This is a genomic window from Mesorhizobium sp. M0136 (assembly GCF_040322515.1).
Taxonomy (GTDB): Bacteria; Pseudomonadota; Alphaproteobacteria; order Rhizobiales; family Rhizobiaceae; genus Mesorhizobium.
This window is the reverse complement of the sequence record NZ_JAMYTP010000035.1, coordinates 21,574-44,090: the sequence shown is the minus strand read 5'-3', so window position 1 is coordinate 44,090 and position 22,517 is coordinate 21,574. Positions and strand designations below refer to the sequence as shown.

The 22,517-nt window shown below is 62.9% G+C and carries 30 protein-coding genes; 12 read left to right on the top strand and 18 right to left on the bottom strand.

Annotated features, from left to right (window positions below; genetic code table 11):
* Window positions 1–159: 159 nt before the first annotated feature.
* Both NKJ35_RS28360 and ykgO read right to left on the bottom strand, forming a co-directional pair.
* Window positions 160–759 carry a tetratricopeptide repeat protein gene (locus NKJ35_RS28360; RefSeq protein ID WP_352454860.1) on the bottom strand — a complete coding sequence of 200 codons (600 nt, stop codon included), beginning with the start codon at window positions 757–759 and terminating at the stop codon, window positions 160–162.
* A 95-nt stretch (window positions 760–854) separates the two neighbouring features.
* On the bottom strand, window positions 855–980 hold the full coding sequence (gene ykgO, locus NKJ35_RS28355) for a type B 50S ribosomal protein L36 (protein WP_006203764.1): 126 nt from the start codon (window positions 978–980) through the stop codon (window positions 855–857).
* 235 nt (window positions 981–1,215) lie between these two features.
* On the opposite strand from ykgO, the gene NKJ35_RS28350 reads away from it, so the two are divergent.
* Window positions 1,216–1,638, top strand: coding sequence for a lysozyme inhibitor LprI family protein (locus NKJ35_RS28350; RefSeq protein ID WP_352504986.1), 423 nt, complete (start codon window positions 1,216–1,218; stop codon window positions 1,636–1,638).
* A 91-nt stretch (window positions 1,639–1,729) separates the two neighbouring features.
* Here NKJ35_RS28350 and NKJ35_RS28345 read toward each other — a convergent pair whose 3' ends face one another.
* The 12 genes from NKJ35_RS28345 to NKJ35_RS28290 all read right to left on the bottom strand — a co-directional run bounded on the left by NKJ35_RS28345 (window position 1,730) and on the right by NKJ35_RS28290 (window position 11,104).
* Window positions 1,730–2,806 carry a 5-(carboxyamino)imidazole ribonucleotide synthase gene (locus NKJ35_RS28345; protein ID WP_352650818.1) on the bottom strand — a complete coding sequence of 359 codons (1,077 nt, stop codon included), beginning with the start codon at window positions 2,804–2,806 and terminating at the stop codon, window positions 1,730–1,732.
* Window positions 2,803–3,300 (bottom strand): 5-(carboxyamino)imidazole ribonucleotide mutase, encoded by a 498-nt coding sequence (gene purE / locus NKJ35_RS28340; RefSeq protein WP_352504988.1) that lies wholly within the window; start codon window positions 3,298–3,300, stop codon window positions 2,803–2,805. Before purE ends, NKJ35_RS28345 begins: the two co-directional genes overlap by 4 nt.
* A 124-nt stretch (window positions 3,301–3,424) precedes the next feature.
* Window positions 3,425–4,258, bottom strand: coding sequence for an anti-sigma factor family protein (locus NKJ35_RS28335; RefSeq protein ID WP_352650816.1), 834 nt, complete (start codon window positions 4,256–4,258; stop codon window positions 3,425–3,427).
* On the bottom strand, window positions 4,255–4,815 hold the full coding sequence (locus NKJ35_RS28330; RefSeq protein ID WP_352880739.1) for a sigma-70 family RNA polymerase sigma factor: 561 nt from the start codon (window positions 4,813–4,815) through the stop codon (window positions 4,255–4,257). Before NKJ35_RS28330 ends, NKJ35_RS28335 begins: the two co-directional genes overlap by 4 nt.
* A 25-nt stretch (window positions 4,816–4,840) precedes the next feature.
* A complete protein-coding gene (locus NKJ35_RS28325; protein WP_502904687.1) occupies window positions 4,841–5,083 on the bottom strand; it encodes a cupredoxin domain-containing protein in 243 nt (80 codons plus the stop codon).
* A 116-nt stretch (window positions 5,084–5,199) separates the two neighbouring features.
* A complete protein-coding gene (locus NKJ35_RS28320) occupies window positions 5,200–6,147 on the bottom strand; it encodes a metallophosphoesterase family protein (RefSeq protein ID WP_352650813.1) in 948 nt (315 codons plus the stop codon).
* Window positions 6,148–6,313: 166 nt separating this feature from the next.
* Complete coding sequence (locus tag NKJ35_RS28315; RefSeq protein ID WP_352650812.1) at window positions 6,314–7,519, bottom strand: aminotransferase class V-fold PLP-dependent enzyme; 1,206 nt, start codon at window positions 7,517–7,519, stop codon at window positions 6,314–6,316.
* A 26-nt stretch (window positions 7,520–7,545) separates the two neighbouring features.
* On the bottom strand, window positions 7,546–8,004 hold the full coding sequence (locus tag NKJ35_RS28310) for a RidA family protein (protein ID WP_352504994.1): 459 nt from the start codon (window positions 8,002–8,004) through the stop codon (window positions 7,546–7,548).
* A 34-nt stretch (window positions 8,005–8,038) separates the two neighbouring features.
* A complete protein-coding gene (locus tag NKJ35_RS28305; protein ID WP_254816525.1) occupies window positions 8,039–8,833 on the bottom strand; it encodes an amino acid ABC transporter ATP-binding protein in 795 nt (264 codons plus the stop codon).
* Window positions 8,834–8,837: 4 nt separating this feature from the next.
* Window positions 8,838–9,488, bottom strand: a complete 651-nt coding sequence (locus NKJ35_RS28300; RefSeq protein ID WP_352650810.1) for an amino acid ABC transporter permease — start codon at window positions 9,486–9,488, stop codon at window positions 8,838–8,840.
* Window position 9,489: 1 nt separating this feature from the next.
* Entirely contained in the window at window positions 9,490–10,155 is a 666-nt protein-coding gene (locus NKJ35_RS28295) for an amino acid ABC transporter permease (RefSeq protein ID WP_352650808.1), read from the bottom strand.
* Window positions 10,156–10,222: 67 nt separating this feature from the next.
* A complete protein-coding gene (locus tag NKJ35_RS28290; RefSeq protein WP_254816528.1) occupies window positions 10,223–11,104 on the bottom strand; it encodes a transporter substrate-binding protein in 882 nt (293 codons plus the stop codon).
* A gap of 128 nt (window positions 11,105–11,232) precedes the next feature.
* Between NKJ35_RS28290 and NKJ35_RS28285 the strand changes: the two genes are divergently transcribed.
* Window positions 11,233–12,036, top strand: coding sequence for an IclR family transcriptional regulator (locus NKJ35_RS28285; RefSeq protein WP_352650806.1), 804 nt, complete (start codon window positions 11,233–11,235; stop codon window positions 12,034–12,036).
* 32 nt (window positions 12,037–12,068) lie between these two features.
* Here NKJ35_RS28285 and NKJ35_RS28280 read toward each other — a convergent pair whose 3' ends face one another.
* On the bottom strand, window positions 12,069–12,272 hold the full coding sequence (locus tag NKJ35_RS28280) for a YdcH family protein (protein WP_023678480.1): 204 nt from the start codon (window positions 12,270–12,272) through the stop codon (window positions 12,069–12,071).
* Window positions 12,273–12,511: 239 nt separating this feature from the next.
* On the opposite strand from NKJ35_RS28280, the gene NKJ35_RS28275 reads away from it, so the two are divergent.
* The 7 genes from NKJ35_RS28275 to NKJ35_RS28245 all read left to right on the top strand — a co-directional run bounded on the left by NKJ35_RS28275 (window position 12,512) and on the right by NKJ35_RS28245 (window position 19,241).
* Window positions 12,512–12,691: a YdcH family protein gene (locus NKJ35_RS28275; RefSeq protein WP_254816530.1), complete on the top strand. Its 180-nt coding sequence runs from the start codon at window positions 12,512–12,514 to the stop codon at window positions 12,689–12,691.
* Between the two features lie 207 nt (window positions 12,692–12,898).
* Window positions 12,899–14,152 (top strand): flavodoxin-dependent (E)-4-hydroxy-3-methylbut-2-enyl-diphosphate synthase, encoded by a 1,254-nt coding sequence (gene ispG, locus NKJ35_RS28270; protein WP_352650803.1) that lies wholly within the window; start codon window positions 12,899–12,901, stop codon window positions 14,150–14,152.
* Between the two features lie 4 nt (window positions 14,153–14,156).
* Window positions 14,157–15,011 (top strand): lytic transglycosylase domain-containing protein, encoded by an 855-nt coding sequence (locus NKJ35_RS28265; RefSeq protein ID WP_352650801.1) that lies wholly within the window; start codon window positions 14,157–14,159, stop codon window positions 15,009–15,011.
* 160 nt (window positions 15,012–15,171) lie between these two features.
* A complete protein-coding gene (locus tag NKJ35_RS28260) occupies window positions 15,172–16,368 on the top strand; it encodes a phosphoglycerate kinase (RefSeq protein WP_352650799.1) in 1,197 nt (398 codons plus the stop codon).
* Between the two features lie 140 nt (window positions 16,369–16,508).
* The gene (locus NKJ35_RS28255; RefSeq protein ID WP_352650796.1) at window positions 16,509–17,534 is read left to right on the top strand and encodes a class I fructose-bisphosphate aldolase; all 1,026 of its coding nucleotides are present in this window, start codon (window positions 16,509–16,511) and stop codon (window positions 17,532–17,534) included.
* 151 nt (window positions 17,535–17,685) lie between these two features.
* The gene (locus tag NKJ35_RS28250) at window positions 17,686–18,423 is read left to right on the top strand and encodes a DUF899 domain-containing protein (RefSeq protein ID WP_352650794.1); all 738 of its coding nucleotides are present in this window, start codon (window positions 17,686–17,688) and stop codon (window positions 18,421–18,423) included.
* Between the two features lie 86 nt (window positions 18,424–18,509).
* Window positions 18,510–19,241, top strand: coding sequence for an SGNH/GDSL hydrolase family protein (locus NKJ35_RS28245; RefSeq protein WP_352650792.1), 732 nt, complete (start codon window positions 18,510–18,512; stop codon window positions 19,239–19,241).
* A 115-nt stretch (window positions 19,242–19,356) separates the two neighbouring features.
* On the opposite strand, the gene NKJ35_RS28240 is transcribed toward NKJ35_RS28245, so the two are convergent.
* Window positions 19,357–19,518: a hypothetical protein gene (locus tag NKJ35_RS28240; protein ID WP_008873884.1), complete on the bottom strand. Its 162-nt coding sequence runs from the start codon at window positions 19,516–19,518 to the stop codon at window positions 19,357–19,359.
* Between the two features lie 203 nt (window positions 19,519–19,721).
* Here NKJ35_RS28240 and NKJ35_RS28235 point away from each other — a divergent pair, with 203 nt between their 5' ends.
* From NKJ35_RS28235 to NKJ35_RS28225, 3 genes are all read left to right on the top strand, one after another.
* Window positions 19,722–19,889: a hypothetical protein gene (locus NKJ35_RS28235; RefSeq protein ID WP_254816537.1), complete on the top strand. Its 168-nt coding sequence runs from the start codon at window positions 19,722–19,724 to the stop codon at window positions 19,887–19,889.
* Between the two features lie 141 nt (window positions 19,890–20,030).
* The gene (locus tag NKJ35_RS28230; protein WP_352476167.1) at window positions 20,031–20,432 is read left to right on the top strand and encodes a hypothetical protein; all 402 of its coding nucleotides are present in this window, start codon (window positions 20,031–20,033) and stop codon (window positions 20,430–20,432) included.
* Window positions 20,433–20,450: 18 nt separating this feature from the next.
* Complete coding sequence (locus NKJ35_RS28225) at window positions 20,451–21,170, top strand: helix-turn-helix transcriptional regulator (RefSeq protein ID WP_254816539.1); 720 nt, start codon at window positions 20,451–20,453, stop codon at window positions 21,168–21,170.
* Window positions 21,171–21,277: 107 nt separating this feature from the next.
* On the opposite strand, the gene NKJ35_RS28220 is transcribed toward NKJ35_RS28225, so the two are convergent.
* Complete coding sequence (locus tag NKJ35_RS28220; RefSeq protein WP_254816540.1) at window positions 21,278–21,973, bottom strand: DUF1013 domain-containing protein; 696 nt, start codon at window positions 21,971–21,973, stop codon at window positions 21,278–21,280.
* A 342-nt stretch (window positions 21,974–22,315) separates the two neighbouring features.
* Window positions 22,316–22,456, bottom strand: a complete 141-nt coding sequence (locus tag NKJ35_RS28215; RefSeq protein ID WP_023720976.1) for a DUF1127 domain-containing protein — start codon at window positions 22,454–22,456, stop codon at window positions 22,316–22,318.
* Between the last annotated feature and the right edge of the window lie 61 nt (window positions 22,457–22,517).

Here is a 22,517-nt window from a genome sequence, read left to right as displayed (position 1 = left end):
GGGGAGTAGGGGAGTAGGGGAGTAGGGGAGTAGGGGAGTAGGGGAGTAGGGGAGTAGGGGAGTAGGGGAGTAGGGGAGTAGGGGAGTAGGGGGCATGCGTTCCGCAGTGCAATCTACACCACTCACATACTGCCTTACTCCCCTATTCCCCTACTGGCCTCAAATGCCTTCGCCGGCAAGCTCCTCGGAAAGTGCGGCGACCTGGTCCTGGGCGCTGCGCATCATCGGGTAGATGCCGAGAACGCGCTGCCAGGCCTCGAGTGCCGACTGCTTGTGGCCGGTTTCGGCCATGATCTGAGCCAGGCCCGAAAGCGCGCCGAAATGGCGTGGTTCGAGCTGCAGGGTGCGGTCGATGTCCGCCATCGATTTCCCGTAGTTCTTCATCATGAAATGAACAGTAGCGCGCCGGTTCCAGCCTTCCGCATAGGTCGGCTGCAAAGTCACCACCTGATCGAGGAAGTCGAGCGCGACATCGAATTTCTGGTTTTCGATCGCCTTCTGCGACCATTGCATCATCAGGTCGATAGAGGCGCTGCCCGACTGGGACCACTCGCTGCCGATCCGTCCGGCGATGCGCTCGGCCGCCTTTTCATTGCGTTCGCGCTTGAGATCGGCAAATAGCTGATCGAGCCGCGCCTGTTTCGTCTTGACGACCGGAGGCGCTGTCGGCGGAGTTGTGGTCGGATCTTCAGCCCACGCCGGCAGCGAGACAGCGCCGGACACGAGGAAAGCCGTGAAAAATGCAAAAAGAATCCGCATCGCGGGAATCTAGCCCCCGACGCCGGATCGTCAAACTGAAATTTAGCGTGAGTGTCGTATCATGCGAACGGAGGCGCGCAGCCTCCGTCGAAAACTCAACCCTGGCGCGCCTTGTAGCGCGGCGCGGTCTTGTTGATGATGTAGATGCGGCCCTTGCGACGAACCAGCTGGTTGTCGCGGTGACGCGCCTTCAACGCCTTGAGCGAATTCTTGATTTTCATGGTCTTGCCCGTCGGTCTGGGCCCGGTCACGGGCCGAATTATTAAGGCGCGCCCACAGACGCGCCTTTGAACTGTGCGTGGCTCATAGACGAGGAGCGTTGCCCGTGTCAACCGCAAGCGCGTTGCCTAAACGATACGGACCGTTTCGTATCATCAAATATCCGCCACTGGCGCCTTGCGGCATTGCGCAGGCTTGCGACGGCTGGAATGATGCGGTTGCGAATTGGAGATCGTCATGCGCCGAATTCTTGTGTCCGCCTGTCTTGTCGTCCTCGCGGCAGGCTCTGTTGCCCATGCGCAGGAATGCGACCGCAATGACGACAGCCAGCAGATGATGAACATCTGCGCCGACGCGGACTACAAATCCGCCGACGCCAAGCTCAACAAGGCCTACCAGGATCTCATCGGCGGAAGTGACGCAAAAGCCAGGAAGCTGTTGCAGACGGCGCAGCGCGCCTGGATCGCTTTTCGCGACGCGGAATGCAGCTATTCCGCCGCGGACAGCGAAGGCGGCTCGATCTATCCGATGCTGATATCGGAATGCCTGACGCGGCTGACCGACGATCGCACCAAGCAGCTCACCGCCGATTCGACCTGCGCAGAAGGCGATGTGAGCTGCGCCAGCCCCGACGAGGACGAGAGCGGCGACATCCAGTAAGCGTAGGTTCTAACGTTGTGTTTGAGCATGATCTTTTCCGATACCGGATTCCACTTTTCGCTAGCGCGGACCTTCGGTTCGGGATCATGCTCTAGCTGCGGCGGCTCACGCGCGTAAAATGGCCCATCTTGCGGCCGGGCCGCGCCTCGGCCTTGCCATAGAGGTGCAGCATCAGATCGGGCTCGGCGAGCAGCTCAGGAACGCGCCGGATGTCGTCGCCGATCAGGTTTTCCATGACGCAGTCGAACTGCCGGGCGGGACTTCCCAGCGGCAGGCCGGCGACGGCGCGGATGTGCTGCTGGAATTGCGAGATGGTGCAGGCGGCCTCCGTCCAGTGACCGGAATTGTGGACGCGCGGCGCTATCTCGTTGACCAACAGCGAACCGTCGGCAAGGACAAAGAATTCGACGCCGATGACGCCGACATAGTCGAGCGCTGCAAGGATCTCCGCCGCCGCCGTTTGAGCCGCAGCCGCCGTCTCGGATTCTACTCCGGCCGGCAGCGTCGAGCTGTGCAGAATACCGTTGCGATGGACATTCCACGCTGGATCGTAGGCGGCGAGCGAGCCGTCGCTGCCGCGCGCGGCGATCACCGAAACCTCGCGCTCGAAGGTGACGAAGGATTCCAGGATCAACGGCACGTTGCCCATCGCCTCGCAAGTGCCGGCAAAGCCGCCTGTTTCCATGTTGCGGAAGACACGCTGGCCCTTGCCGTCATAGCCCATGCGGCGCGTCTTCAATATGCCGCTGCCGTTGAACTGTTTCAGCGCAGCCGTCAGTTCCTCGTCATTGTCGACGGGACTGAAATCCGCGGTCGGTATGCCGATACCGTTGAGGAATTTCTTTTCCGCCAGCCGGTCCTGCGCCACTTCCAGTGCGCGTGCCGGCGGATAGACCGGCACCGTAGAGGCAAGTGCCGCGGCAGCCGCGACCGGAACGTTCTCGAATTCATAAGTAACGACGGCACTGGCCGCAGCCAGCTCGCCAAGCGCGGCCGCGTCGTCGTAGGCGGCGACGATCTGCCGGTTGGCGACCTGTGCCGCCGGGCAATCCGGCTGCGGCTCCAGCACGACGATGCGATAGCCGAGGCGGGCCGCGGCCATCGCCAGCATGCGGCCGAGCTGGCCGCCGCCGATGATGCCGATGCTCGATCCCGCCGGCAGGCTCACGGCGCGTCCGTGGGCTCGGCGGCCACCTTGGCGGTCTGCGCGGCGCGCCAGCTATCCAGCCGGGCGGCGAGCTTTTCGTCGCTCAGCGCCAGCACCGCGGCGGCGAGAAGGGCAGCGTTGGCAGCGCCGGCCTTGCCGATGGCCAAAGTGCCGACCGGAATGCCGGCCGGCATCTGCACGATTGATAGCAGCGAATCCTGGCCCGACAGCGTCTTTGATTCCACCGGCACGCCGAGCACCGGCAGCGGCGTCATCGCCGCCGTCATGCCGGGCAGATGCGCCGCACCCCCGGCACCGGCGATGATCACCTTGTAGCCGGCCGCCTTGGCGCCCTTGGCGAACTCATAGAGCCGGTCGGGCGTGCGGTGGGCCGAGACAATCAGCCGCTTGTGCGAAATGCCAAGCGCCTCAAGCGTTTCGGCGGCGTGGCGCATCGTCGCCCAGTCGGACTGGCTGCCCATGATGATGGCGACGTCGGCGCGGTGATCGTCCAAGCTTCTGCTCTCCGGCGGCAAAGGCGCGCATTAGCGGAAATCGAGGGGAGCCGCAAGGATGGCCGGAAACGGCAAAGCCGCTTGTGCCGTCTGCGTGGCTACGCACATGGACTTGGGCGGTCTGTCATCGGGCGGCCGCTGCTCGGAAGCGGTTGACGAAGTCGTCAAGTTCGGGCCGTTCGGTATCGGAAATCGCCCAGTAGGAAAAGGCGCTGTCGCTCCAGTGGACCAGCGAGAAGCCACCAGCAGAAAGATCGACCGGTCCGGCTGTCGAGCCGGTTTCCTCGGGCGCGGCGACGAGAGTGATCAGGTGCTCGCGGTGCCTGTAGACCAGTGCCGGCACTGGCTGGTCGGCGATCACCTCGACGCGGCCGCCGAGCAACGCGAAGCCGTCACTGGCAAGATCAGGTGCCGGTGGTGACAGGCCGACCCTGCCATCCAGCCAGGGTTTGACCGTGTGCCGGTCCGACGAGACGACGTCCACGGGGCTGGCTGCCAGCAGGCTGCGGCGGTGGCCGTTGGCGACCGCGGCGGCAAAGCTGTCGGGCGCCCTGCTCAGCATCATCCATTGCGTCGCGCCGCTGGCCAGCACGGCGGTAACGACGATCGACGCCGCCAGCGCGCGCCAGTCGAACGCGCCAAATCGGTGCATCGCCCTGTGCGCTGGCAGCACTCGAGCGGCGGGCGCCGGCCCCGGCAGCACTTTCTCCATACCGGCTGTCCCGATTGCAGCGATGCGAGCCTTGAAATCCTCACGGACATCGAGCCTCGGCAGCCCGCTGACGACCGTCTGCAGCGCAACGATGCGGGCATGCTCGGCGGCGAGCGCCGGGTCGGCCGCGATGCGTCGCTCGACAGCCAATGCTGCTGCTGCGTCGAGCTCGCCATCGACCAAGGCATGGATCATCAGCGCCACGCTCGCCGGGTCATCGGGCAGTCCATCGTTGTGCGCGCTCATGGCGCCCTCCCAAGTTGGGATATCAGCAGACCGCGCGCCCTCGCCAGCCGCGACATCACCGTGCCTAGCGGCACGCCAAGCAGCGTCGCGATCTCGCGATAGCTGAGGCCGTTGACGTCGCGCAGCACCACAGTCTCGCGAAATTGGTGCGGCAGCGCGGCGATCGCCGCCTCGAGTGCGGCCGTGTCGGCCTTGGCGATCAGGCTTGCCTCAGGATTATCCGTATCCGGCAGGCCGGCGCCATATGCAGCCGTCATGTCATCGAGGTCGCTCAGGTCGCCGACGGCGACGATACTGCGCGGCCGGTTGCGCGCCAGCCAGGAGTAAGAGGCGTTGCGCACGATCGCTAGCAGCCAGGCGCGCGCATTGCCGCCGGCATAGCCGGCGATGCCCGCATGCGCCTTCAAACAGGCCTCCTGCACCACATCCTCCGCATCGGCGGCGTTGCCCGTCAGCCAGCGGGCAAGCGCAAGCGCATCCGCGAGATGGGGCAGAACCACCTCGCGAAAGCGCTCGGTCGCGGCCTCTTGGTTCAACACCGTCGCATCGCCCGGCATCCCGGGCAGAACCTTCCGAAAATCCTCACGGAGCGATGGTGATCCTGCCCTGCATGTGCGGGTGAAGCCCGCAGAAATAGGCATAGTCGCCCACTTTGGTGAAGGTGAAGGCATATGTGTCACCGGTGTCAAGCGCCTTGGAGCGAAACGAGGCATCGTTGGCGACCACCACATGCGGGATGTCGTCGTCATTCTCGAAGGTCACGGTAGTGCCCTGCTTTATCGTCAGCACCGCCGGTGTGAAGGCAAAGTTCTCGATCTTGACCATTGGCTGGTCTGCTGCGTTCAGTGGCATGGCAACCATTATCAGGATCGCCGCCAAACCGAACGTGACAGGGGATACGACCAAGACGCGGGATGGGAAGCGGATCATCGCATTTCCCCTCAGGCCAGCGTGCTGTCGATGATGGCGAGGTCCTGCCCGCCTTCCTTGACTGTCACGCTGCTTGTGCCGAGCAGGCTGCGCAACTGGCCGGCAGGCACCGTCATCGGCCCGGGTGAGGCTGCGGTGCCCGGCGCCGGTTGCGGGAAAGCGGTCGAGCGCGCGGTATGAAAGGTAACGTTGCCTTCGACCTTCTGCATGATCTGGTGGATATGGCCGTTGAGTACTGTGACAGAGCCGAAGCGCTTGAGCAAGGCTAAGGCCTGCGCCGCGTCATCGGTGCCCCAGCCCCATTCGGGATAAACAGCCCATAACGGGATGTGGGCAAAGACGACGATTGGCGTCGAGGCGGTGACCGCCTTCAGATCATCGGCCAACCATGCCAGCTGGTCGGCGCCGAGATTGCCCAGCCCGCCAGCCTTCAGGTTGACGACGTTGACCAGCCCGATGAAATGGACGCCGTTCTGGTCGAACGAATACCAGCCGGCGCCCTTGGTGCCTTTGCCGTAGCGGTCGAGATAGGCCTGGCCATTGCCGTCGTCGATCAGGTCGTGCTCACCGGGCACATAATGTACGTCGAAGCCTGCGCCGCCGATGATCTGGGCAGCGTTGTCGAACTGCGCGACTTTCGACAAATGGGTGATGTCGCCGGTGTGGATCATGAAAGCGGGCTTTTGCGGCAACGCCTGGATCTTGCCGATGGCCTCCTTCAGCGTGTCGATGGCGTGCGGGTTGGCAGCCTTGTCGAAGCCGATGTGGCTGTCGGAGATCTGGAGGAAAGTGAAGCCGGTGGCCAAGGCTTCTGCGGCTTGCGCCGCGCCGAGCAGGCTGAGCGAAACCGGCACGCCGGCCGAAATCGTCCATAGCACTCCCGTGCCGGCCCAGATCATGCATTCCAGTGCATGACGGCGGCTGATGCCGTCAGCTTCATTGTCGTGGTGGTGGGTCATACCGGTCTCCTGCAACGCCGGAAATGGCGTCTGCATGGGAGACCAATGGGCGGGGTGGTTTATTCCGCCCGACGACCAAAAAATCATTCACAGTGCCGTGATGGCGCACTGGCCCGATGCCAAGCCGGCGCTGGAAGGCACTGGCTCGACCACGTTCTGGCGATGTCTAGTCCGGCCAGTGCAAGGCCCCGGCGGACTGCTTGCGAGCGGGTTTCATCGCATCCGCGGGCCGATCGGCAGCACTCAGCACCGCCCGCAGGCTTTCGGCGACGATCTCCGCCTCGCCGGGATGAAGATTGCATGGATCAAGGAAGAAGTGACCGCGCTCGACCTCGTGGTTGCGCACGATGATCGGGGGCGAGCCCGCCGCCAGCGCCGAGGCAAGGCCGGCGGCGGTGAACCTGCTTTCAGGCGTAACAAACACCTGCAGGCGGTCGAGCGGATTGGCGGTCGGATCGGGAATGATATGCGCGGCGATACCAGGTAGCCCATCCAATGCGTCTTTCCACAGGCGCAAAGCCGCTTCCTCCCGCTTGCGGATGCCGGCATGGTCGCGCCGCTCCCAGGCTTCCAGAGCCGCCATGGTGCCGGCAATGCTCTCCTTGCCCACCTTCATGGCGCGCGCAACGCCGCGGTTCTGGAGATAGGCGGCCCGCACCAGATCCTTGCGCCCCGTCACGATGCCGCTTGTCGGTCCGCTGAGGAACTTGTGCCCGCTATAGACGACGATGTCAGCGCCGCGTGCGAGAAAGCCGCGCAGGTCGTATTCGGAGGCGGCGTCGACGATCACCGGCACGCCCTTGGCGTGGCAGATCTCGCAGAACTCCTCGAGCGAAAGCATGCCGTATTGCACCGTGTGGTGCGCAACTACGTAGAGGCCGGCCGCGGTGCGGTCGCGGATCGCGTCGCGCACATGATAATCCTGCGTCACGCTGACCGTGCCGGCGGGTATTGTCTTCGCCCCGGCCAACCGGATCGACTGGTCGATCGGCGCGCCGTAATTGACGATATGACCGAGCTGGACGATGACCTCCGACTTGAGGCCCTCAGTGTCGTCCGGCAGCCGCTCGATCGCAAGAAGGCTTGTTCCGGTCATCGCGCCGGCAATCGCCATCGTTATGCCGCTGGCGCAGCACGCGGTGATGAAGCCGGCCTCGCCGCCGGTGAGGCGTGCAATCACAGTACTTGCGGCGCGCTGCAGATCGTCCATCTCGACCCATTGCGAGGCGATTTCCGACATTGCGGCAATCGCTTCTGGCACGATGATCGAAGCGCCGAGCGCCGTCATCGTACCGGAAACGTTGATGATCGGGCGAAGGCCAAGCCGTTCGCGGATTGTCGTGTTGGAACGGTCAGCGGCATAGGTCGTCATCTCTGCAGATCCTGTTTCGAACGATTTCAGGCGATCTCGACGACCGCCTCGATTTCAACTGTGATGTTGCCCGGCAGCGAGCCGACACCGATTGCCGAGCGGGCATGTCCGCCGATCTTATCAAAGACGGCGGCGAAAAGATCGGAACAGCCATTCACCACCTTGGGGTGCTCGCTGAATGTCGGCGTCGCATTGACAAAGCCAAGCAGCTTGACGACTCGCACGATGCGGCCGAGGTCGCCGGCCGCCGCATGCATGACGGCGAGCAGGTTTAGGCCGGTCAGACGCGCATGCCCATAGGCCTCTTCAACGCTGACGTCGTCGCCGACCTTGCCGGTGCAGAGCGCGCCGTCGGCGCGCAACGGCCCCTGGCCGGAGAGGAAGATCAGCCGTCCGCTCTCGGCATAGGTGACGAAGTTGGCGATGGGCTTCGGCGGCTCGGGCAGTGTCAGGCCCAATTCCGCGAGCCGGATGTAAGGCGTCATAAAAGCTCCTTGCGACAGCTTTCGCCGTCCGATGTCAAAAATGCGAGGCGCGAAACCGCGCCAGGAAGCTGCGAAGGCGTTCATTGTCGAAGCCCGCCGCCAGAATCTCGGCGGGTGGTCCGACGGCGCTGACGCCGCCGTCCGCCATGAAAACGATGCGGCTCGATGCATCGCGTGCAAAAGCCATCTCATGCGTGACCATCAGCATCGTCATGCCGTCTTCGGCAAGGCTGCGAACGACCTCGAGCACCTCGCCAACCAGTTCGGGGTCGAGCGCCGAAGTTATCTCGTCGAGAAGCAGTATCTTCGGCTCCATCGCCACCGCGCGGGCGATGCCGACGCGCTGCTGCTGGCCGCCGGACAGCTCGGCCGGCAGGCTGTCGGCCTTGTGGGCGAGGCCGACCCGGCCGAGCCAGTGCTCGGCAATGGTGCGGGCCTCGGCATTGCTCTTGCCGCGCACCTTGCGCAGGCCAAGCATGATGTTGCCGGCGGCAGTCAAATGCGGAAACAGATTGAAGCTCTGGAACACCATTCCGGTCTCGGCTCGCATCGCCGCCAGGTCGCGCTCGCTGCGTCGCTGGCGTGTTCCCGTCTCGCGATAGCCGACCTCCTTGCCATCGATACGGATCGAGCCGCTGTCGTAGCTCTCCAGGAAGTTGACGCAGCGCAGAAGCGTGGTCTTGCCGCTGCCGGAAGGGCCGATGACAGTCACCACCTCGCCGCGTGTCACCTTGAGACTGACGGAGCGCAGGACCTCGACGGATCCAAAGGCTTTGGAAACCTCGGAGACATCGAGAAGTGCCGGATTCTGGTGCGGGGCATTGGACATCTTGCTATTCCCGGATGAATGAGAAACGCTGCTCCAGCCGCCGGCTGGCCAAGGAGAGGGCGTAGTTGACGGCGAAGTAGACGAGCGCACCGAGAATGTAGAGCGGCATCGCCTCATAGGTGCGGCCGATGACCTGGTTGATCGCCTGCATCAGGTCGGTGATGCCGAGCAGCGAGACCAGCGCGCTGCCCTTCACCGCGTCGGTCACGCCATTTATCCAGGGTGGCAGGAAGCGCCTGAACGCCTGCGGAAAAATGACGTAGGCCAGCCGCTGGCGAAAGGTCAGTCCGATCGCCATCGCCGCCTCGGACTGACCCTTGGGAATCGAGCCGACGGCGCCCCTCAGATATTCGACCACCTGTGCGGTCTTGAAGAGGGTGAGGGCGAGTACGGCCGCCCAAAAGGATTCCAGATGCAGCCCCACCGCGGGCAGGCCGTAATAGACGAAGAAGATCAGCACCAGGATCGGAATGCCGCGTATGGTGTCGCTGAAGATGCGCACTGCCCAGCGCAGCGGAGCCGGACCGTAGACAAGGCCGACGCCCATCAGCACGCCGGCGATGAGCGATAACACCACGACCAGCAGCGACACCCACAAGGTTACCGCAAAGCCCTGGGCGAGGAACGGCAAGGCGTAGATGATCTGGCTCAGCATCTCAGCGCGCCGCCTTGAACCGGCGCTCGACCAGCCGCAACGCGAAAAGCAGTGCATAGCCGGTCAACAGGTACATCGCCGTCACCACCAGATAGACCTCGACAATGCGGAACGTGTTGAAGTTGATCCACTGGGCGCCGTAGGTGAGCTCGGGTACCGAGATGACCGATGCCACGGACGTGTCCTTGAAGAGCGATATGAATGTGTTGGAAAGCGCCGGCAGGGTTATGCGCAGCATCGTCGGCAGGCGCACGTGGAGCAGCCTTTGCCATGGCGTCAGGCCGATTGCCTTGCCGGCGTCGAGCTGTCCGCGCGGCACCGCCTCGAGCCCCGAGCGAAACACCTCGACCAGGTAGGCGCCGCTGTAGAGCGATAGCGTGGCAATAAATGAGGTTTGCGCACTGTAGGCAATGTCGATCACCGTCGGCAGGCCGTAGAAGACCAGATAGACGAGCAGGATCAGCGGCACGTTGCGGATGAACTCGACATAGGCCGCGATGATGGTCCGCACCGCACGTCCGGCCGATACGTACCAGACCGCCAGAACGAGCCCGATGACGATGCCGATCGCGATCGAGATGACGGCCAGTTCGAGGCTTAACAGCAGTCCGCCCCAGAGCTTGTCGAAATGCCGCCAGATCAGGTTGAAGTTGAGGGTATAACCCATGCATCCCCGTCATAGAGGGCTGTGATGAGAGGGGGCGGAAGGACGTTTGTCCTTCCGCCTGCTTGCATCAGATGACCGGGAAACCGGGATGGCGGGCCGGCGGCTCCTGTCCGAAATAATCCTTGAACGCAGCGTCGTAGAGTGCCGTTTCATGGCCGAACATGGCGATGGTGAAGGTCTGGTTGACGAAGGTCAGCCAGTCGAGGTCGCCCTGCCGCAGTGCGGCGCCATAAAGCATCGAGAACCAGCTCTTGCCGGCATCGAAGTATTTGTCCGGATTGCGCGAGGCGAGCCAGCGGACCGTTGACAGATCAACCGCGGCAGCGTCGACGCGCTTGGATTCCAGGGCCTGCAGCACGTTGGCCTGCGTGTCTATCTGCATCACCTGCGACTCCGGCAGCACGATATGCACATTTGCCTCGGCATCAACGTTTTGCAGGATGGAAATCCGGGTCGCCGAACCGGCGGCAAGCAGCTTGTCGAAGGTCTTGTTTTCGGCGTTCGGAAGGGTCAGCAAGGCGATGCCTTCGACGTAGTAGGGCCTGGAGAAGTGGATCAGCTGCGAGCGCTGGGCGGTCATGGTCATGAACTGGATGGTGATGTCGACCTTGTTGGTGGTCACGTTCGGAATGCGCTGAGCCGGATCCTGCATGACGAATTCGACTTTGGTCGGGTCGTCGAAGAGCCCCTTGGCGAGAATGCGACCCATGGTGATGTCCATGCCCACCAGTTCGCCGGCGTCGTTCTCGAAATGCCAGGGCGCATTGGTGCTGCCGGTGCCGACGATCACCTTGCCGCGCTCGAGGACGGTGCGCAGCAGGCTGTCCGGCGCTGCCTGGGCCGCCGCTTTCTGAACGTCGACCGCGGTAGCGGCGCTCATCACTCCGGCCGTTGCAAGCCCGGCCATTCCCAGTTTCAGAAATTCACGTCTTTTGGATGTGTCGTTCACGGCGACCTCCTTTCGTGTTGTGTTCCCCTTTGGACCAGCGATACAGGCATCGGTTGCAACTGATGTAATTGTCTCTTACAAGAGACGCCTGTACTCTGTACAAGACAGATTAACATCAGGGATCGATAATGCAAGATGGCAATGCATTGGCCGCTCGACCGGACGTCGGACTGGACGAAGACAAGACCTCGGGCTCTCGGGAGAAGGGTCTCAACCGGGTTCTCCAGATTTTGGAGTTTCTCCACACGACCCAGCGCGCGATCGGCGTTGGCGACCTTGCCAAAGGAGTGAACGCGCCGCGTTCGACGACTTATACGCTGGTGCGCTCGCTGGTCGACGCAGGCCTGCTTGAGATGGCCGGAGACGGCAATCGGGTCTATTTCGGAAAGAAGCTTTATCTCTACGGAATGGACTATGTGCGGGGCAACGACCTGCTCAGGCGAGGGCGCCAGGAAGTCGACCATCTGTCGCGCGAGACCGGCGAGACCTCGGAGCTGTGCATGCTGCAAAGCGGCCGCTACACCATCGTCCATTCAAGCCCGGGAACGAGGCCATTCAGGATCAGTTCGGCGACGGGTCTGCAAATACCGCTTCCCTGGACAGCTTCCGGGCGGCTGCTCCTCGCCGGGTTCGACAGGGCGGCGATCGAGGATATGGTCTCGGAAGACGATCTCGTGCTGCCGGACGGCCGCAGGTTGCGGCTCGACGATTTCATAGCCGACATCGCCGTCGCCAAGTCGGCCGGCTACTGCGTCACCTCCGGCCTTGTCGATGCCTACACGAAATGCCTGGCCGCGCCGGTCTTTTCCGCGCCGGGCAGGGTCGAGGCGACGATGTGCCTGGTGGTTCCGATCGATACCTCGACCGAAAAGACCGATGACCTGATAGCGCTGTTGCGCGAGCGCGCCGCACGGCTTTCGATCGCGGCATAGCGCTTTTCCAGCGGGCCGGCGCCGGCGTTCGTTCAAGCAATAATGTCTGGAATGATCTTGTCTTCCAGCGCCATCAGCCTGTCCTTCAGGAAAAGCTTCTTTTTCTTCATGCGCTGGATCTGCAGCGGGTCGCAATTCATGGCGATCATCGCATTGATGGCCGCGTCGAAATCGGCGTGTTCCTGCTTCAGCCGGGAATATTCGAGGCGGATATCCGCCTGTTCCTGATCGGACATTTTTACCGTCTGCACGTCTGCGGCGCCCAAACACTGGGCCTGATTGGGCGGGACCGGGGCCTTCTTGCACCGGCGCGCAGCCCATACCACATTTCACATTGTCGTGGAATGCTACCACGCAGCATTCGACATCGGTGCTCGATGGTGGCACACTGTCATTATGCCGTCACAGAAGCGAGCCTGCGGTGGACGTGCCTTGGCGGCTGCAATCGAGGAAACCATGAAAGGGAGAACCAATCATGTCTCTTGCATCCCATCTTGATGAGCTGCAGCGGAAACACGGCGACATCGAACGGGAAATCGACGATGCGATGGCCCATCCATCGGTAGACGACCTCGAAATCGTGAATCTCAAGCGGCGCAAGCTGGCGCTCAAGGACGAGATTGAAAAACTGAAGGCGAAACCGACGACGCACTGAAGCCCTTCCAGGACTAGAAGCGCGCGCCGCCCGGCGCGCGTCTCTTTCCGGTGGCATATCGCTATGCTGCCGGAAATGCCTGTGGATTTGCGGCAAGCTGCCGTCTTGTCATTTCCGATTTGCTAGGCCTGCGCGCCCGTCGCCATTGACAAGCCATCTTTGCTCCTCCACCTCATGCCCGGACCTTCAAGATTAAAGGCAGCCGGCATGACCGGATATTATTCCTCACCCTTCCCACGCCGCAGGTCGGTCGGTGTCGATGTCGGCGGCGTGATTGTCGGCGGCGGCGCGCCGGTCGTCGTCCAGTCAATGACCAACACCGACACGGCCGATGTCGATCAGACGGTCGCACAGGTGGCGGCGCTGCATCGCGCCGGCTCCGAGATCGTGCGCATAACCGTCGATCGCGACGAAAGCGCTGCCGCCGTGCCGGCCATCCGCGAGCGGCTGGAACGACTCGGCATCGACGTGCCGCTGGTCGGCGATTTCCATTATATCGGCCACAAGCTCCTGGCCGACCACCCGGCCTGCGCCGAGGCACTGGCTAAATACCGCATCAATCCCGGCAATGTCGGCTTCAAGGACAAGAAAGACCGGCAGTTCGCTGCGATCGTCGAGATGGCGATCCGATACGACAAACCGGTGCGCATCGGCGTCAATTGGGGTTCGCTCGACCAGGAGCTGCTGACCCGGCTGATGGACGACAACCAGGCCCAGGGCTTTCCGCTGACCGCCCAGGAAGTGACGCGCGAGGCAATCGTGCGGTCGGCAATCCTGTCGGCCGAAATGGCTGAAGAGATCGGCCTTGCCCGCGAGAAAATCATCCTGTCAGCCAAGGTCAGCGGCGTGCAGGATCTGATCGCCGTCTACACCGAGCTTGCCACCCGTTCCGACCATGCGCTGCACCTCGGCCTGACGGAGGCGGGCATGGGCTCGAAAGGCATCGTCGCCTCGTCCGCGGCCATGGGCATCCTGCTTCAGCAGGGCATTGGCGACACCATCCGCATCTCGCTGACGCCGGAGCCAAACGGCGACCGCACGCGCGAGGTGCAGGTGTCGCAAGAGCTGTTGCAGACCATGGGCTTCCGGCAGTTTGTGCCGATCGTCGCCGCCTGCCCGGGCTGCGGGCGCACAACCTCGACCGTGTTCCAGGAGCTTGCTCAGAACATCCAGGCCGACCTGCGCAAGAACATGCCGGTGTGGCGCGAACAATATCCCGGCGTCGAGAACCTCAAGGTCGCGGTAATGGGTTGCATCGTCAACGGTCCGGGCGAATCCAAGCACGCCGATATCGGCATTTCGCTGCCCGGCACCGGTGAGACGCCAACCGCCCCGGTGTTCGTCGACGGCAGGAAGGCGGCGACCCTGCGCGGCCCGTCGATCGCCGCGGATTTCGAGAAAATGGTTTCCGACTACATCGAACGGCGGTTTGGGCAACACGGCAAAGCCGCGGCGGAGTAGTTCGATGCGGCGTTTGCTTGGGGCGACGCTGGTTGTCATTTCCGGGCTGGGCTGGGCGACAGCCGTCCAGGCCGATCCGCCGCGGCCCGCCAAGCAGAAGCTGATCGATCGAGTTTGCGATCTTATAGAGACGCATGCCGACCAGAACGGCCTGCCTCGGGATTTCTTTGCCCGGCTGATCTGGAAGGAGAGTCGTTTCGATCCCAACGCGGTCAGCCCCGTCGGCGCGGAGGGTATCGCCCAATTCATGCCGGGTACCGCCAAGATGCGCGGGCTCGCCAATTCGTTCGATATCGAGCAGGCTATCCCGGCCTCGGCAAAATATCTCGCCGAAATGAAGACCGGCTTCGGCAATCTGGGCCTCGCCGCAGCTGCATACAATGCCGGCGAGAGCCGGGTGACGCGCTGGCTGAATTCCGGCGGATTCCTCCCGATGGAGACCGAAAGCTACGTCCTGGACGTCATGGGCGAGCCGGCCGACAGGTTCACCGATGCCGCCTACGCCGGCGTCATCCGGCCGCTCGACAAGAAGGCGAGTTTCGCTGCGGCTTGCCGCGAGCTGCCGGTGATCATGTCCAGAACCGTGCCGATGTCGTCGATCAACATCAAGCCGTGGGGCGTGCAGGTGGCCGGCAATTTCCGTCGCGCCGCGGCGCTCAATCAGTGGAGCAACGTGAAGCGCCGGTTTCCAGCCTTGCTCAGCGGTCGCGATCCGGTGGTCAGCCGGGTGCGCACACCGATCGGCAGGCGCGGCATCTATGCGGTGCGGATCGGCGCCGACACCAAAGCCAAGGCCGACGATATTTGCCAGAAACTGCACAGCGTGGGCGGCGCATGCATCGTGGTGCGCAATCGGTAAGCCATATGTCGGTGCGTTTCGCGCCATTGCTGCCCTCTTGCTCCCCGTGGGCACTTCGTCCTCGACACGTGAATCATATTTTCGGTGAACCGTTAGCCAGGTCTTGCATCGTCGTCGATGCGGGGTAAGGTCCCCGCGATTTTTCGCGAAAGGGATCAGCATGGCCGCCTTCAAGACACTGGACGACATCGGCAATACCAGCGGCAAGCGTGTGCTGGTGCGTGTCGACCTCAACGTTCCCGTCACCGAGGGCAAGGTCACCGACGCCACCCGCATCGAGCGCATTGCGCCGACCATCGCCGAGCTCTCCGGCAAGGGCGCCAAGGTCATCCTGCTTGCCCATTTCGGCCGGCCCAAGGATGGACCGGCGCCCGAATTCTCGCTCGAACCGATCGCCAGGGCGACGGCGGACGTGCTCGGCCGCCCCGTCGGCTTTGCCGCCGACTGCATCGGCGACAAGGCCGCAAATGCCGTTGCTGCCATGAACGGCGGCGACGTGCTGCTGCTCGAGAACACCCGCTTCCACAAGGGCGAGGAGAAGAACGACCCGGCCTTCACCGAAAAGCTCGCCGCTAACGGCGACATCTTCGTCAACGACGCCTTCTCCGCTGCGCACCGTGCCCATTCGTCGACAGAAGGGCTGGCGCATGTGCTGCCGGCCTTCGCTGGGCGCACCATGCAGGCCGAACTCGATGCTCTGGAAAAGGGGCTTGGCAATCCAGTCCGTCCGGTTGTCGCCATCGTCGGCGGCGCCAAAGTCTCGACCAAGATCGACCTGTTGATGAACCTGGTGAAGAAGGTCGACGCGCTGGTCATCGGCGGCGGCATGGCCAATACGTTTCTAGCGGCGCGCGGCACCGACGTCGGGAAATCCTTGTGCGAGCATGATCTCGCGACCACCGCCAAGCAGATCATGATCGAGGCGGCCGAGGCCGGCTGCGCCATCATCCTGCCCGCCGACGGCGTCGTCGCCAGGGAGTTCAAGGCCGGCGCCGCCAACGAGACCGTCGCCATAGCGGACGTGCCGGCCGACGGCATGATCCTCGATGTCGGCGCAAAGACCGTGAAAACCATTGCCGAATGGATCGACCGCGCCGCGACGCTGGTCTGGAACGGGCCGCTCGGCGCTTTCGAAATCGAGCCATTCGACCACGCAACGGTGGCGACGGCCAGGCACGCGGCAGCGCGCACCAAGGCCGGCAGACTGGTCTCGGTCGCTGGCGGCGGCGACACGGTGGCGGCGCTCAACCATGCCGGCGTCAGCGATGATTTTACTTATGTATCGACGGCCGGCGGCGCTTTCCTCGAATGGATGGAAGGCAAGCCCTTGCCCGGCGTCGACGTCTTGAAGCGCTGAGCGCGACCGCAAGAGCAGCGCGAAGGAGTGCGCCCGCGACTTTCAATCGATTCGCGCTTGTTTGACGAAATGGTTCGACTTGAACCTGCGTTGCTCTGGTGGTCTGCTGGGCGCGGATCAATTCTTTCAGGAGAAGCACGATGAGCGAACGTCTCGAGGACATTGCCGCCGCGATGGTGGCCGATGGCAAAGGCTTGCTGGCGGCCGACGAAAGCTCCGGCACCATCAAGAAACGCTTCGACGTCATCGGCGTCGAGTCGACCGCCGACAGCCGGCGCGACTATCGCGAGATGATGTTCCGCGCCAGCGAGGCAATGACCAAATACATTTCCGGCGTCATCCTCTATGACGAGACCATCCACCAGAACGCCGCCGACGGCACGCCGCTGGTCGACATCATCAAGGCAACAGGCGCCATCCCCGGCATCAAGGTCGATGCCGGCGCCAAGCCTCTGGCCGGCTTTCCCGGTGACACCATCACCGAAGGCCTGGACGGCCTGCGCGAACGCCTCGCCGACTATTACAAGCTCGGCGCCCGCTTTGCCAAATGGCGCGCGGTGATCGACATCGATGTTTCCAAAGGCGTGCCTTCCGCCACCTCGATCGGCTCGAACGCCCATGCGCTCGCCCGTTACGCCGCGCTTTGCCAGGAAGCCGGCATCGTGCCGATCGTCGAGCCGGAGGTGCTGATGGACGGCGCCCACGACATCGACACGTGCTACGAGATCAGCAAGGCGACACTGACAAAGTTGTACACCGAGCTCTATGCGGCCCGCGTCGCGCTCGAAGGCACCATCCTGAAACCGAACATGGTCCTCGCCGGCAAGAAATCGGGCAAGGTCAGCAGCCCGGAGGAAGTTGCCGAAAGGACCATAAAACTGTTCCGCGAGACGGTGCCGGCGGCGATTGGAGGCATCGCCTTCCTTTCGGGCGGACAATCGGACGAGGAGGCGACCGCCAACCTCAATGCCATCAACGCCATCGGACCGCATCCGTGGAAGCTGACCTTCTCCTATGGCCGCGCCTTGCAGGCCGCTCCGCAGAAGGCCTGGGGCGGCAAGGCAGCGAACGTCGCCGCCGCGCAGGCCGCCTTCGCCCATCGCGCCCACATGAACCATCTGGCGGCGCTTGGACAATGGCAGCCGAAGCTTGAGCAAGCCGCCTGACCGAAAACATCTTGCGTTTCTCCCGACCCGGGCCACGTGCCCGGGTTTTTGTTTGAAAGCAGCAAGGGCTGCAATTTCTTGCAACTGAAATGCAGCCGGGTGTCGGTATTGCTCGCTGCCGAACGTCCTCCGTGAAAAGAGGAGCAGACCTATGCCAAACAACAAGACCGTTTCGCAGGAAGACTGGTTTCAGGCGCACAAGGCGCATCTGGCGCGCGAAAAGGAATTGACGCGCTTTCGCGATCGTGTCGCCGCCGAACGCCGCGAACTGCCGTGGTTGAAGATCCGCAAGGACTACGTCTTCGAAACCGAGCAAGGGCCAAAGAAACTGCCCGACCTGTTTGGCGGCAACAGCCAGCTGATCGTCTACCATTTCATGTTCGGGCCGGGCGCCGATTATCGCTGCGAGGGCTGCTCATTCCTTGCCGATCATATCGACGCCGCCAACCAGCATCTCAGGCACCACGATGTCTCACTTGTCGTGGTAGCGCGGGCGCCATTGGCCGAATTGCTGCCCTACAAGCAGCGTATGGGCTGGAAATTCGACTGGGTGTCGTCCTACGCCTCGGACTTCAACTTCGATATGCAAGTGTCATTCACGGACAAGCAGATCGCGGCCGGCGATACGACCTACAATTTCGAGCGGCGTGCGCGAAACTCGAAAGACCTTCCCGGCGCCAGCGTGTTCTATCGCGACGAGAAGGGCGACATCTTCCTGACCTTCGTCTTGCGCTCCCGAGGCGGCGATCCGCTGATCGGCGCCTATCATTATCTCGACCTGACGCCGAAGGGTCGCAACGAAACCGGCCCGCATCATAGCCTCGTCGACTGGGTACGGCTGCATGACGAGTACGAAGACCAATCCGGGACACATGACTGCTGCCATTGAGGCGGCAAGGGTGTCATTGTAAGGTCGTTCACCTCCAATGCAACATGCGCTAAGTGCTGTTCGCTATGCCCTAAAAGGGACTTGCCATGCGGCGCTTTCCGACCCTTCTCACCTGGTTCGCCTTTCCGGTCTATGTCTGGCAAGGACTTGGCGTGCGTCGCCGCACCACCCGCATGCTGCCGGCGCAAGGTCCGGTCATGCACGAGATATCTGGCCTGGCGCCAGCAATCTCGGTTCTGGTGCTTGGCGATTCCTCCGCCGCGTCGGTAGGCATCGGCAATTCCGAAAACGGATTGGCCGCGCAACTGGCCGTTCTGATTGCGCAACGCACCGGCCGCATCGTGCGCTGGCGGGCAGCCGGCTTCAACTCGGCAACCTCTGGCCAGATCCGCGATCATGTGCTGCCCAATCTGTCGGCCGATCCGTGGACGCATATCGTGCTTGCCATCGGCACCAACGACACCAAGAATTTTCATTCGGTACCGCGGTTCAAGCGCGAGTTTGGCGGCCTGCTTTACGCGCTGCGCGCCAAATGGCCGGAGGCGCGCGTCGTGTGGTCGCCGGTGCTTGAGTTCACCCGGGCGCCGGCAATGCCGCCGCTGCTCGGCAAGATTCTCGAAATCCGTGCCGTCGAAATGAACCGGATGGGCGCGCGCCTTTGCCTCGAGCGCGGCGCCATACCGGCGCCCCGCCTGCCGATCACCGATGCTGATGCCGGCTTCGCATCGGATGGATTTCATGCTTCGGAAGCCGGCTATCGAGCCTGGGCGGAACATCTGGTCAGCCTGGTGCTCGGCAACGAACCGGGCGTCGCGTAGCGGGCCGCCGGCACCAAAGCGCGTCGCGTCCGACTGGCCTCATCCGACGTGCTTCAGGTCCTGTTTCTATGCATGTCGTTGTCGCAAAACCGCTGCACACTTTGCGCGACATGCATCACGTCCAGTGCCCGAGCACCGCCGTAATCGAAATCGCCGCCATCGCCAGCAGCGCCAGCTTCCAGAAATCGCTGCGCCGCTTCAGCCCGGGCCAGCCGAGCGGCTTGATGAGCTGGATGACCATCATGGCGATGATGACGAGCGCGAGAAGTTTCGACATGCCGCCTTTGATCAGCATCGCGGCTGGCTGTCAAAGCGGCTCCGCGATCGCCGTCTTTCCAGTGTGGCAGGCCTCTTTTCAGCACTGCCTGATCACTTCGGTCGACAAATCAAAACGCCAGTCAGGAGAGACGCACCCTCCTGACAGACTGCTGTCAGCAGGGGTGTGCGATAGTGCCTGCATCGAAAGAGAGGAGACCAGCCATGAACGGTTTTACCATTCTGCGTAGCGTGCAGCACTATGTCGGCAAGATCCGGACGATGCGCAATGAGATCCGCACCCAGCGGTTCATGAATACCCTGCCGGCGGACATCCGCAAGGATATTGGTTGGCCGGACATGTATGGCGACCGCCGCAATGGCGGCAATTAAGGCAAGCTTTCTGGGTGGCGTTTGGATGCAACCTGGCGACGAGCTGAAATGAGCATGCTGAAGCCTCCTGACAGTATGGTGTCAGGAGGCTCGTGCCATAGTGCGATGGCCGCCGGAGACGGATGGCTGAGAGGACGATCGATGAAAAGCTGGAGCGACAGGCTGAACATGCCTGGCATCAACGGCATAAAACCGTCGCCACGCACCATCGGCGACGTCGTCGAAGGGCAGCCGATGCTGGTTCCTACAGCTCGCCAGGTCGATGCATTCATCCGCTCCATCCCCGGAGGCATGGATATCCGCGCTTTGCGCACCGTTCTCGCCATCGAGCACGGTGCCGAGGTGACATGTCCGGTCACCATCGGCTATCATCTGCGCACTGTCGCCGAGGCCGCCAACGAGGATCTTGAGCGTGGCATGGCGCTGAGCGACATTGCGCCGTTCTGGCGGGTGCTCGACGCAAGCATGCCGACAACGAGGAAACTGTCCTTCGGCGCGGCCTTCGTCGCCGCGCAGCGCAAGCGCGAAGGGCTGGAACGATAGACGCCGAGGGTCCATACGATGCGCCGCGCCGACAGGCTCTTCCAGATCGTGCAGCATCTGCGTGGTGGCCGTCTGGTCACTGCCCAGAAGCTGGGCACGTGGCTCGAGGTTTCCGAGCGGACGATCTATCGCGACATCGCCGACCTGCAGTCGACCGGCGTGCCGATCGACGGCGAGGCCGGTGTCGGCTACATGATGAGGGAGGGTTTCGACCTTCCGCCGCTGATGTTCACGCGTGACGAGATCGTCGCGCTGGTCGCCGGCGCCCGCATGGTGCGCGCTTTTGGCGGCGCGGCCATGGCACGAGCCGCCGACGAGGCGCTGGTCAAGATAGGCGCCGTGTTGCCCGACGCCGAAAAGGACCGCATCGCCCGTACCGAGATCCACACGCCGATGTGGGTGGTAAGCGATGCCGCCCGCGAAGCCATCGACCTGATCGAGCGGTCCATCGAGAAACGTCAGGTGCTGACCATCGACTATTCGGATGAGGCCGGCCGCAGCACCGCGCGCGACATCCGCCCGCTCGGCCTGTGGTTCTGGGGCAAGGTGTGGACCTTGGTCGCCTGGTGCGAGATGCGCAGCGATTTCCGCGCTTTCCGCATTGACCGCATCGCCTCGGTGGTCATCGCCGGCCGCACCTTCAAGCCGGAGCGCGGCAAGCAGCTCGCCGATTTCTATCGCGCGGTGGAGCGCAGCGAGGATTACGGCATGGCGCCGGACCGGGCGGCGCGGAGCTGACACGGAAGATCACAAAAAAGCCCGCTTGAAAGCGGTCTCAGACCGCTGACAAACCCCGCCGATTCGGCCGGCTTGAAAGCGGGCGTTTTGTTTTGGATGCGAGATGCCTACTCCTCTTCGTCGGCATCCTTGTCCTTCGACTTTAGCGCCGAAAGCTTGGCGAAGACGGCGTTGGCGTCGAGTTCCTGGTCCTCGTCTTTCGGCTTTTCCGGCGCCGGCACCAGTCGTTCGGTCAAGGCGGCCGGCAGCAGCGTATCGCCGACCGGCTGCGCCTGCTCACGGCCGCGCGAGGCGCGGTTGATTTCCATATCGAGGTCGATCTGCGACGTCAGGCCGAGCGTCACTGGATCCATCGGCTGGAGATTGGCGGAGTTCCAGTGCTTTCTGTCGCGGATCTGGTCGATCGTCGACTTCGTCGTGCCGACAAGGCGGGCAATCTGCGCATCCTTGAGCTCGGGATGGTTGCGCACCAGCCAGAGGATGGCGTTGGGCCGGTCCTGGCGCTTCGACAGCGGCGTGTAGCGCGGACCCTTGCGCTTGGATTCCGGCACACGCACCTTGGGATCGGAGAGCTTCAGTCGGTGGTTCGGGTCCTTCTCGGCGCGCGCAATCTCGTCGCGAGTTAGCTGGCCGGTCATGATCGGGTCCATGCCCTTGATGCCTTGCGCCGACTCGCCGTCGGCGATCGCCTTGACCTCAAGCGGATGCAGTCCGCAGAACTGCGCGATCTGCTCGAAGGAGAGCGCTGTGTTGTCAACCAGCCAGACGGCGGTCGCCTTTGGCATCAGCAGCGTATTGGCCATCACAAAAATCCTTCTCGTTCGCCCGCGTTCCCGCGCGGGCGGTGGTTTAGAGCCACCAAAATGGGAAAATCGCGGTCTATATAACCGCTCGCTCGCCGTTTCGCAATGTTTTTGGGAGGCGCGTGTCAAGGACGGCCGGCAGACCGCGACGGGATCGGCAGATGACGCCATGCAGTCGAAAGCTTCAAAAAGACAAAGCCCGCCAGACCAAGGTCGGGCGGGCTCGGAACCGGCGACGGAAATCCGTCTGCTGCGGCTCTGGCTTCTAAGGCTTGATCCCGAACCGCGGGTCGGCGTTACGGAAAAGCAACGCCCGGTCTTCGGGCGGGATCGTGCTCGAGATCAAAGCCCTTGGCGGGCGATTCTCTCGATGTCGCCGCGGTTGATGCCGAGGTCGTTGAGCTGACGAGCGTTCAGCCGGTTCAGTTCGCGCACGGTTTCGTTGTACATGCGCCAGTTACGGAAAGCGCGGATCGGGTTCATGGTAGTCCTCCATCGTTTCGATGCCGCGTAAGTAGGCATCGGCGATGAAAAATTGAACAGA

Bases quoted from the DNA above. Each gene is read 5' to 3' on its own strand.
- NKJ35_RS28305 (WP_254816525.1), bottom strand. From the start codon at position 8,833: ATGTCCAATGCCCCGCACCAGAATCCGGCACTTCTCGATGTCTCCGAG.
- NKJ35_RS28280 (WP_023678480.1), bottom strand. From the start codon at position 12,272: ATGTCCGATCAGGAACAGGCGGATATCCGCCTCGAATATTCCCGGCTG.
- ispG (WP_352650803.1), top strand. From the start codon at position 12,899: ATGACCGGATATTATTCCTCACCCTTCCCACGCCGCAGGTCGGTCGGT.
- NKJ35_RS28325 (WP_502904687.1), bottom strand. From the start codon at position 5,083: ATGGTCAAGATCGAGAACTTTGCCTTCACACCGGCGGTGCTGACGATA.
- NKJ35_RS28300 (WP_352650810.1), bottom strand. From the start codon at position 9,488: ATGCTGAGCCAGATCATCTACGCCTTGCCGTTCCTCGCCCAGGGCTTT.
- NKJ35_RS28295 (WP_352650808.1), bottom strand. From the start codon at position 10,155: ATGGGTTATACCCTCAACTTCAACCTGATCTGGCGGCATTTCGACAAG.
- NKJ35_RS28260 (WP_352650799.1), top strand. From the start codon at position 15,172: ATGGCCGCCTTCAAGACACTGGACGACATCGGCAATACCAGCGGCAAG.
- NKJ35_RS28240 (WP_008873884.1), bottom strand. From the start codon at position 19,518: ATGTCGAAACTTCTCGCGCTCGTCATCATCGCCATGATGGTCATCCAG.
- NKJ35_RS28315 (WP_352650812.1), bottom strand. From the start codon at position 7,519: ATGACGACCTATGCCGCTGACCGTTCCAACACGACAATCCGCGAACGG.
- NKJ35_RS28330 (WP_352880739.1), bottom strand. From the start codon at position 4,815: ATGCCGGGCGATGCGACGGTGTTGAACCAAGAGGCCGCGACCGAGCGC.
- NKJ35_RS28230 (WP_352476167.1), top strand. From the start codon at position 20,031: ATGAAAAGCTGGAGCGACAGGCTGAACATGCCTGGCATCAACGGCATA.
- NKJ35_RS28335 (WP_352650816.1), bottom strand. From the start codon at position 4,258: ATGAGCGCGCACAACGATGGACTGCCCGATGACCCGGCGAGCGTGGCG.
- NKJ35_RS28275 (WP_254816530.1), top strand. From the start codon at position 12,512: ATGTCTCTTGCATCCCATCTTGATGAGCTGCAGCGGAAACACGGCGAC.
- NKJ35_RS28235 (WP_254816537.1), top strand. From the start codon at position 19,722: ATGAACGGTTTTACCATTCTGCGTAGCGTGCAGCACTATGTCGGCAAG.
- NKJ35_RS28285 (WP_352650806.1), top strand. From the start codon at position 11,233: ATGCAAGATGGCAATGCATTGGCCGCTCGACCGGACGTCGGACTGGAC.
- ykgO (WP_006203764.1), bottom strand. From the start codon at position 980: ATGAAAATCAAGAATTCGCTCAAGGCGTTGAAGGCGCGTCACCGCGAC.
- NKJ35_RS28245 (WP_352650792.1), top strand. From the start codon at position 18,510: ATGCGGCGCTTTCCGACCCTTCTCACCTGGTTCGCCTTTCCGGTCTAT.
- NKJ35_RS28265 (WP_352650801.1), top strand. From the start codon at position 14,157: ATGCGGCGTTTGCTTGGGGCGACGCTGGTTGTCATTTCCGGGCTGGGC.
- NKJ35_RS28255 (WP_352650796.1), top strand. From the start codon at position 16,509: ATGAGCGAACGTCTCGAGGACATTGCCGCCGCGATGGTGGCCGATGGC.
- NKJ35_RS28350 (WP_352504986.1), top strand. From the start codon at position 1,216: ATGCGCCGAATTCTTGTGTCCGCCTGTCTTGTCGTCCTCGCGGCAGGC.
- NKJ35_RS28215 (WP_023720976.1), bottom strand. From the start codon at position 22,456: ATGAACCCGATCCGCGCTTTCCGTAACTGGCGCATGTACAACGAAACC.
- NKJ35_RS28360 (WP_352454860.1), bottom strand. From the start codon at position 759: ATGCGGATTCTTTTTGCATTTTTCACGGCTTTCCTCGTGTCCGGCGCT.
- NKJ35_RS28320 (WP_352650813.1), bottom strand. From the start codon at position 6,147: ATGACCCACCACCACGACAATGAAGCTGACGGCATCAGCCGCCGTCAT.
- NKJ35_RS28310 (WP_352504994.1), bottom strand. From the start codon at position 8,004: ATGACGCCTTACATCCGGCTCGCGGAATTGGGCCTGACACTGCCCGAG.
- NKJ35_RS28225 (WP_254816539.1), top strand. From the start codon at position 20,451: ATGCGCCGCGCCGACAGGCTCTTCCAGATCGTGCAGCATCTGCGTGGT.
- NKJ35_RS28220 (WP_254816540.1), bottom strand. From the start codon at position 21,973: ATGGCCAATACGCTGCTGATGCCAAAGGCGACCGCCGTCTGGCTGGTT.
- NKJ35_RS28250 (WP_352650794.1), top strand. From the start codon at position 17,686: ATGCCAAACAACAAGACCGTTTCGCAGGAAGACTGGTTTCAGGCGCAC.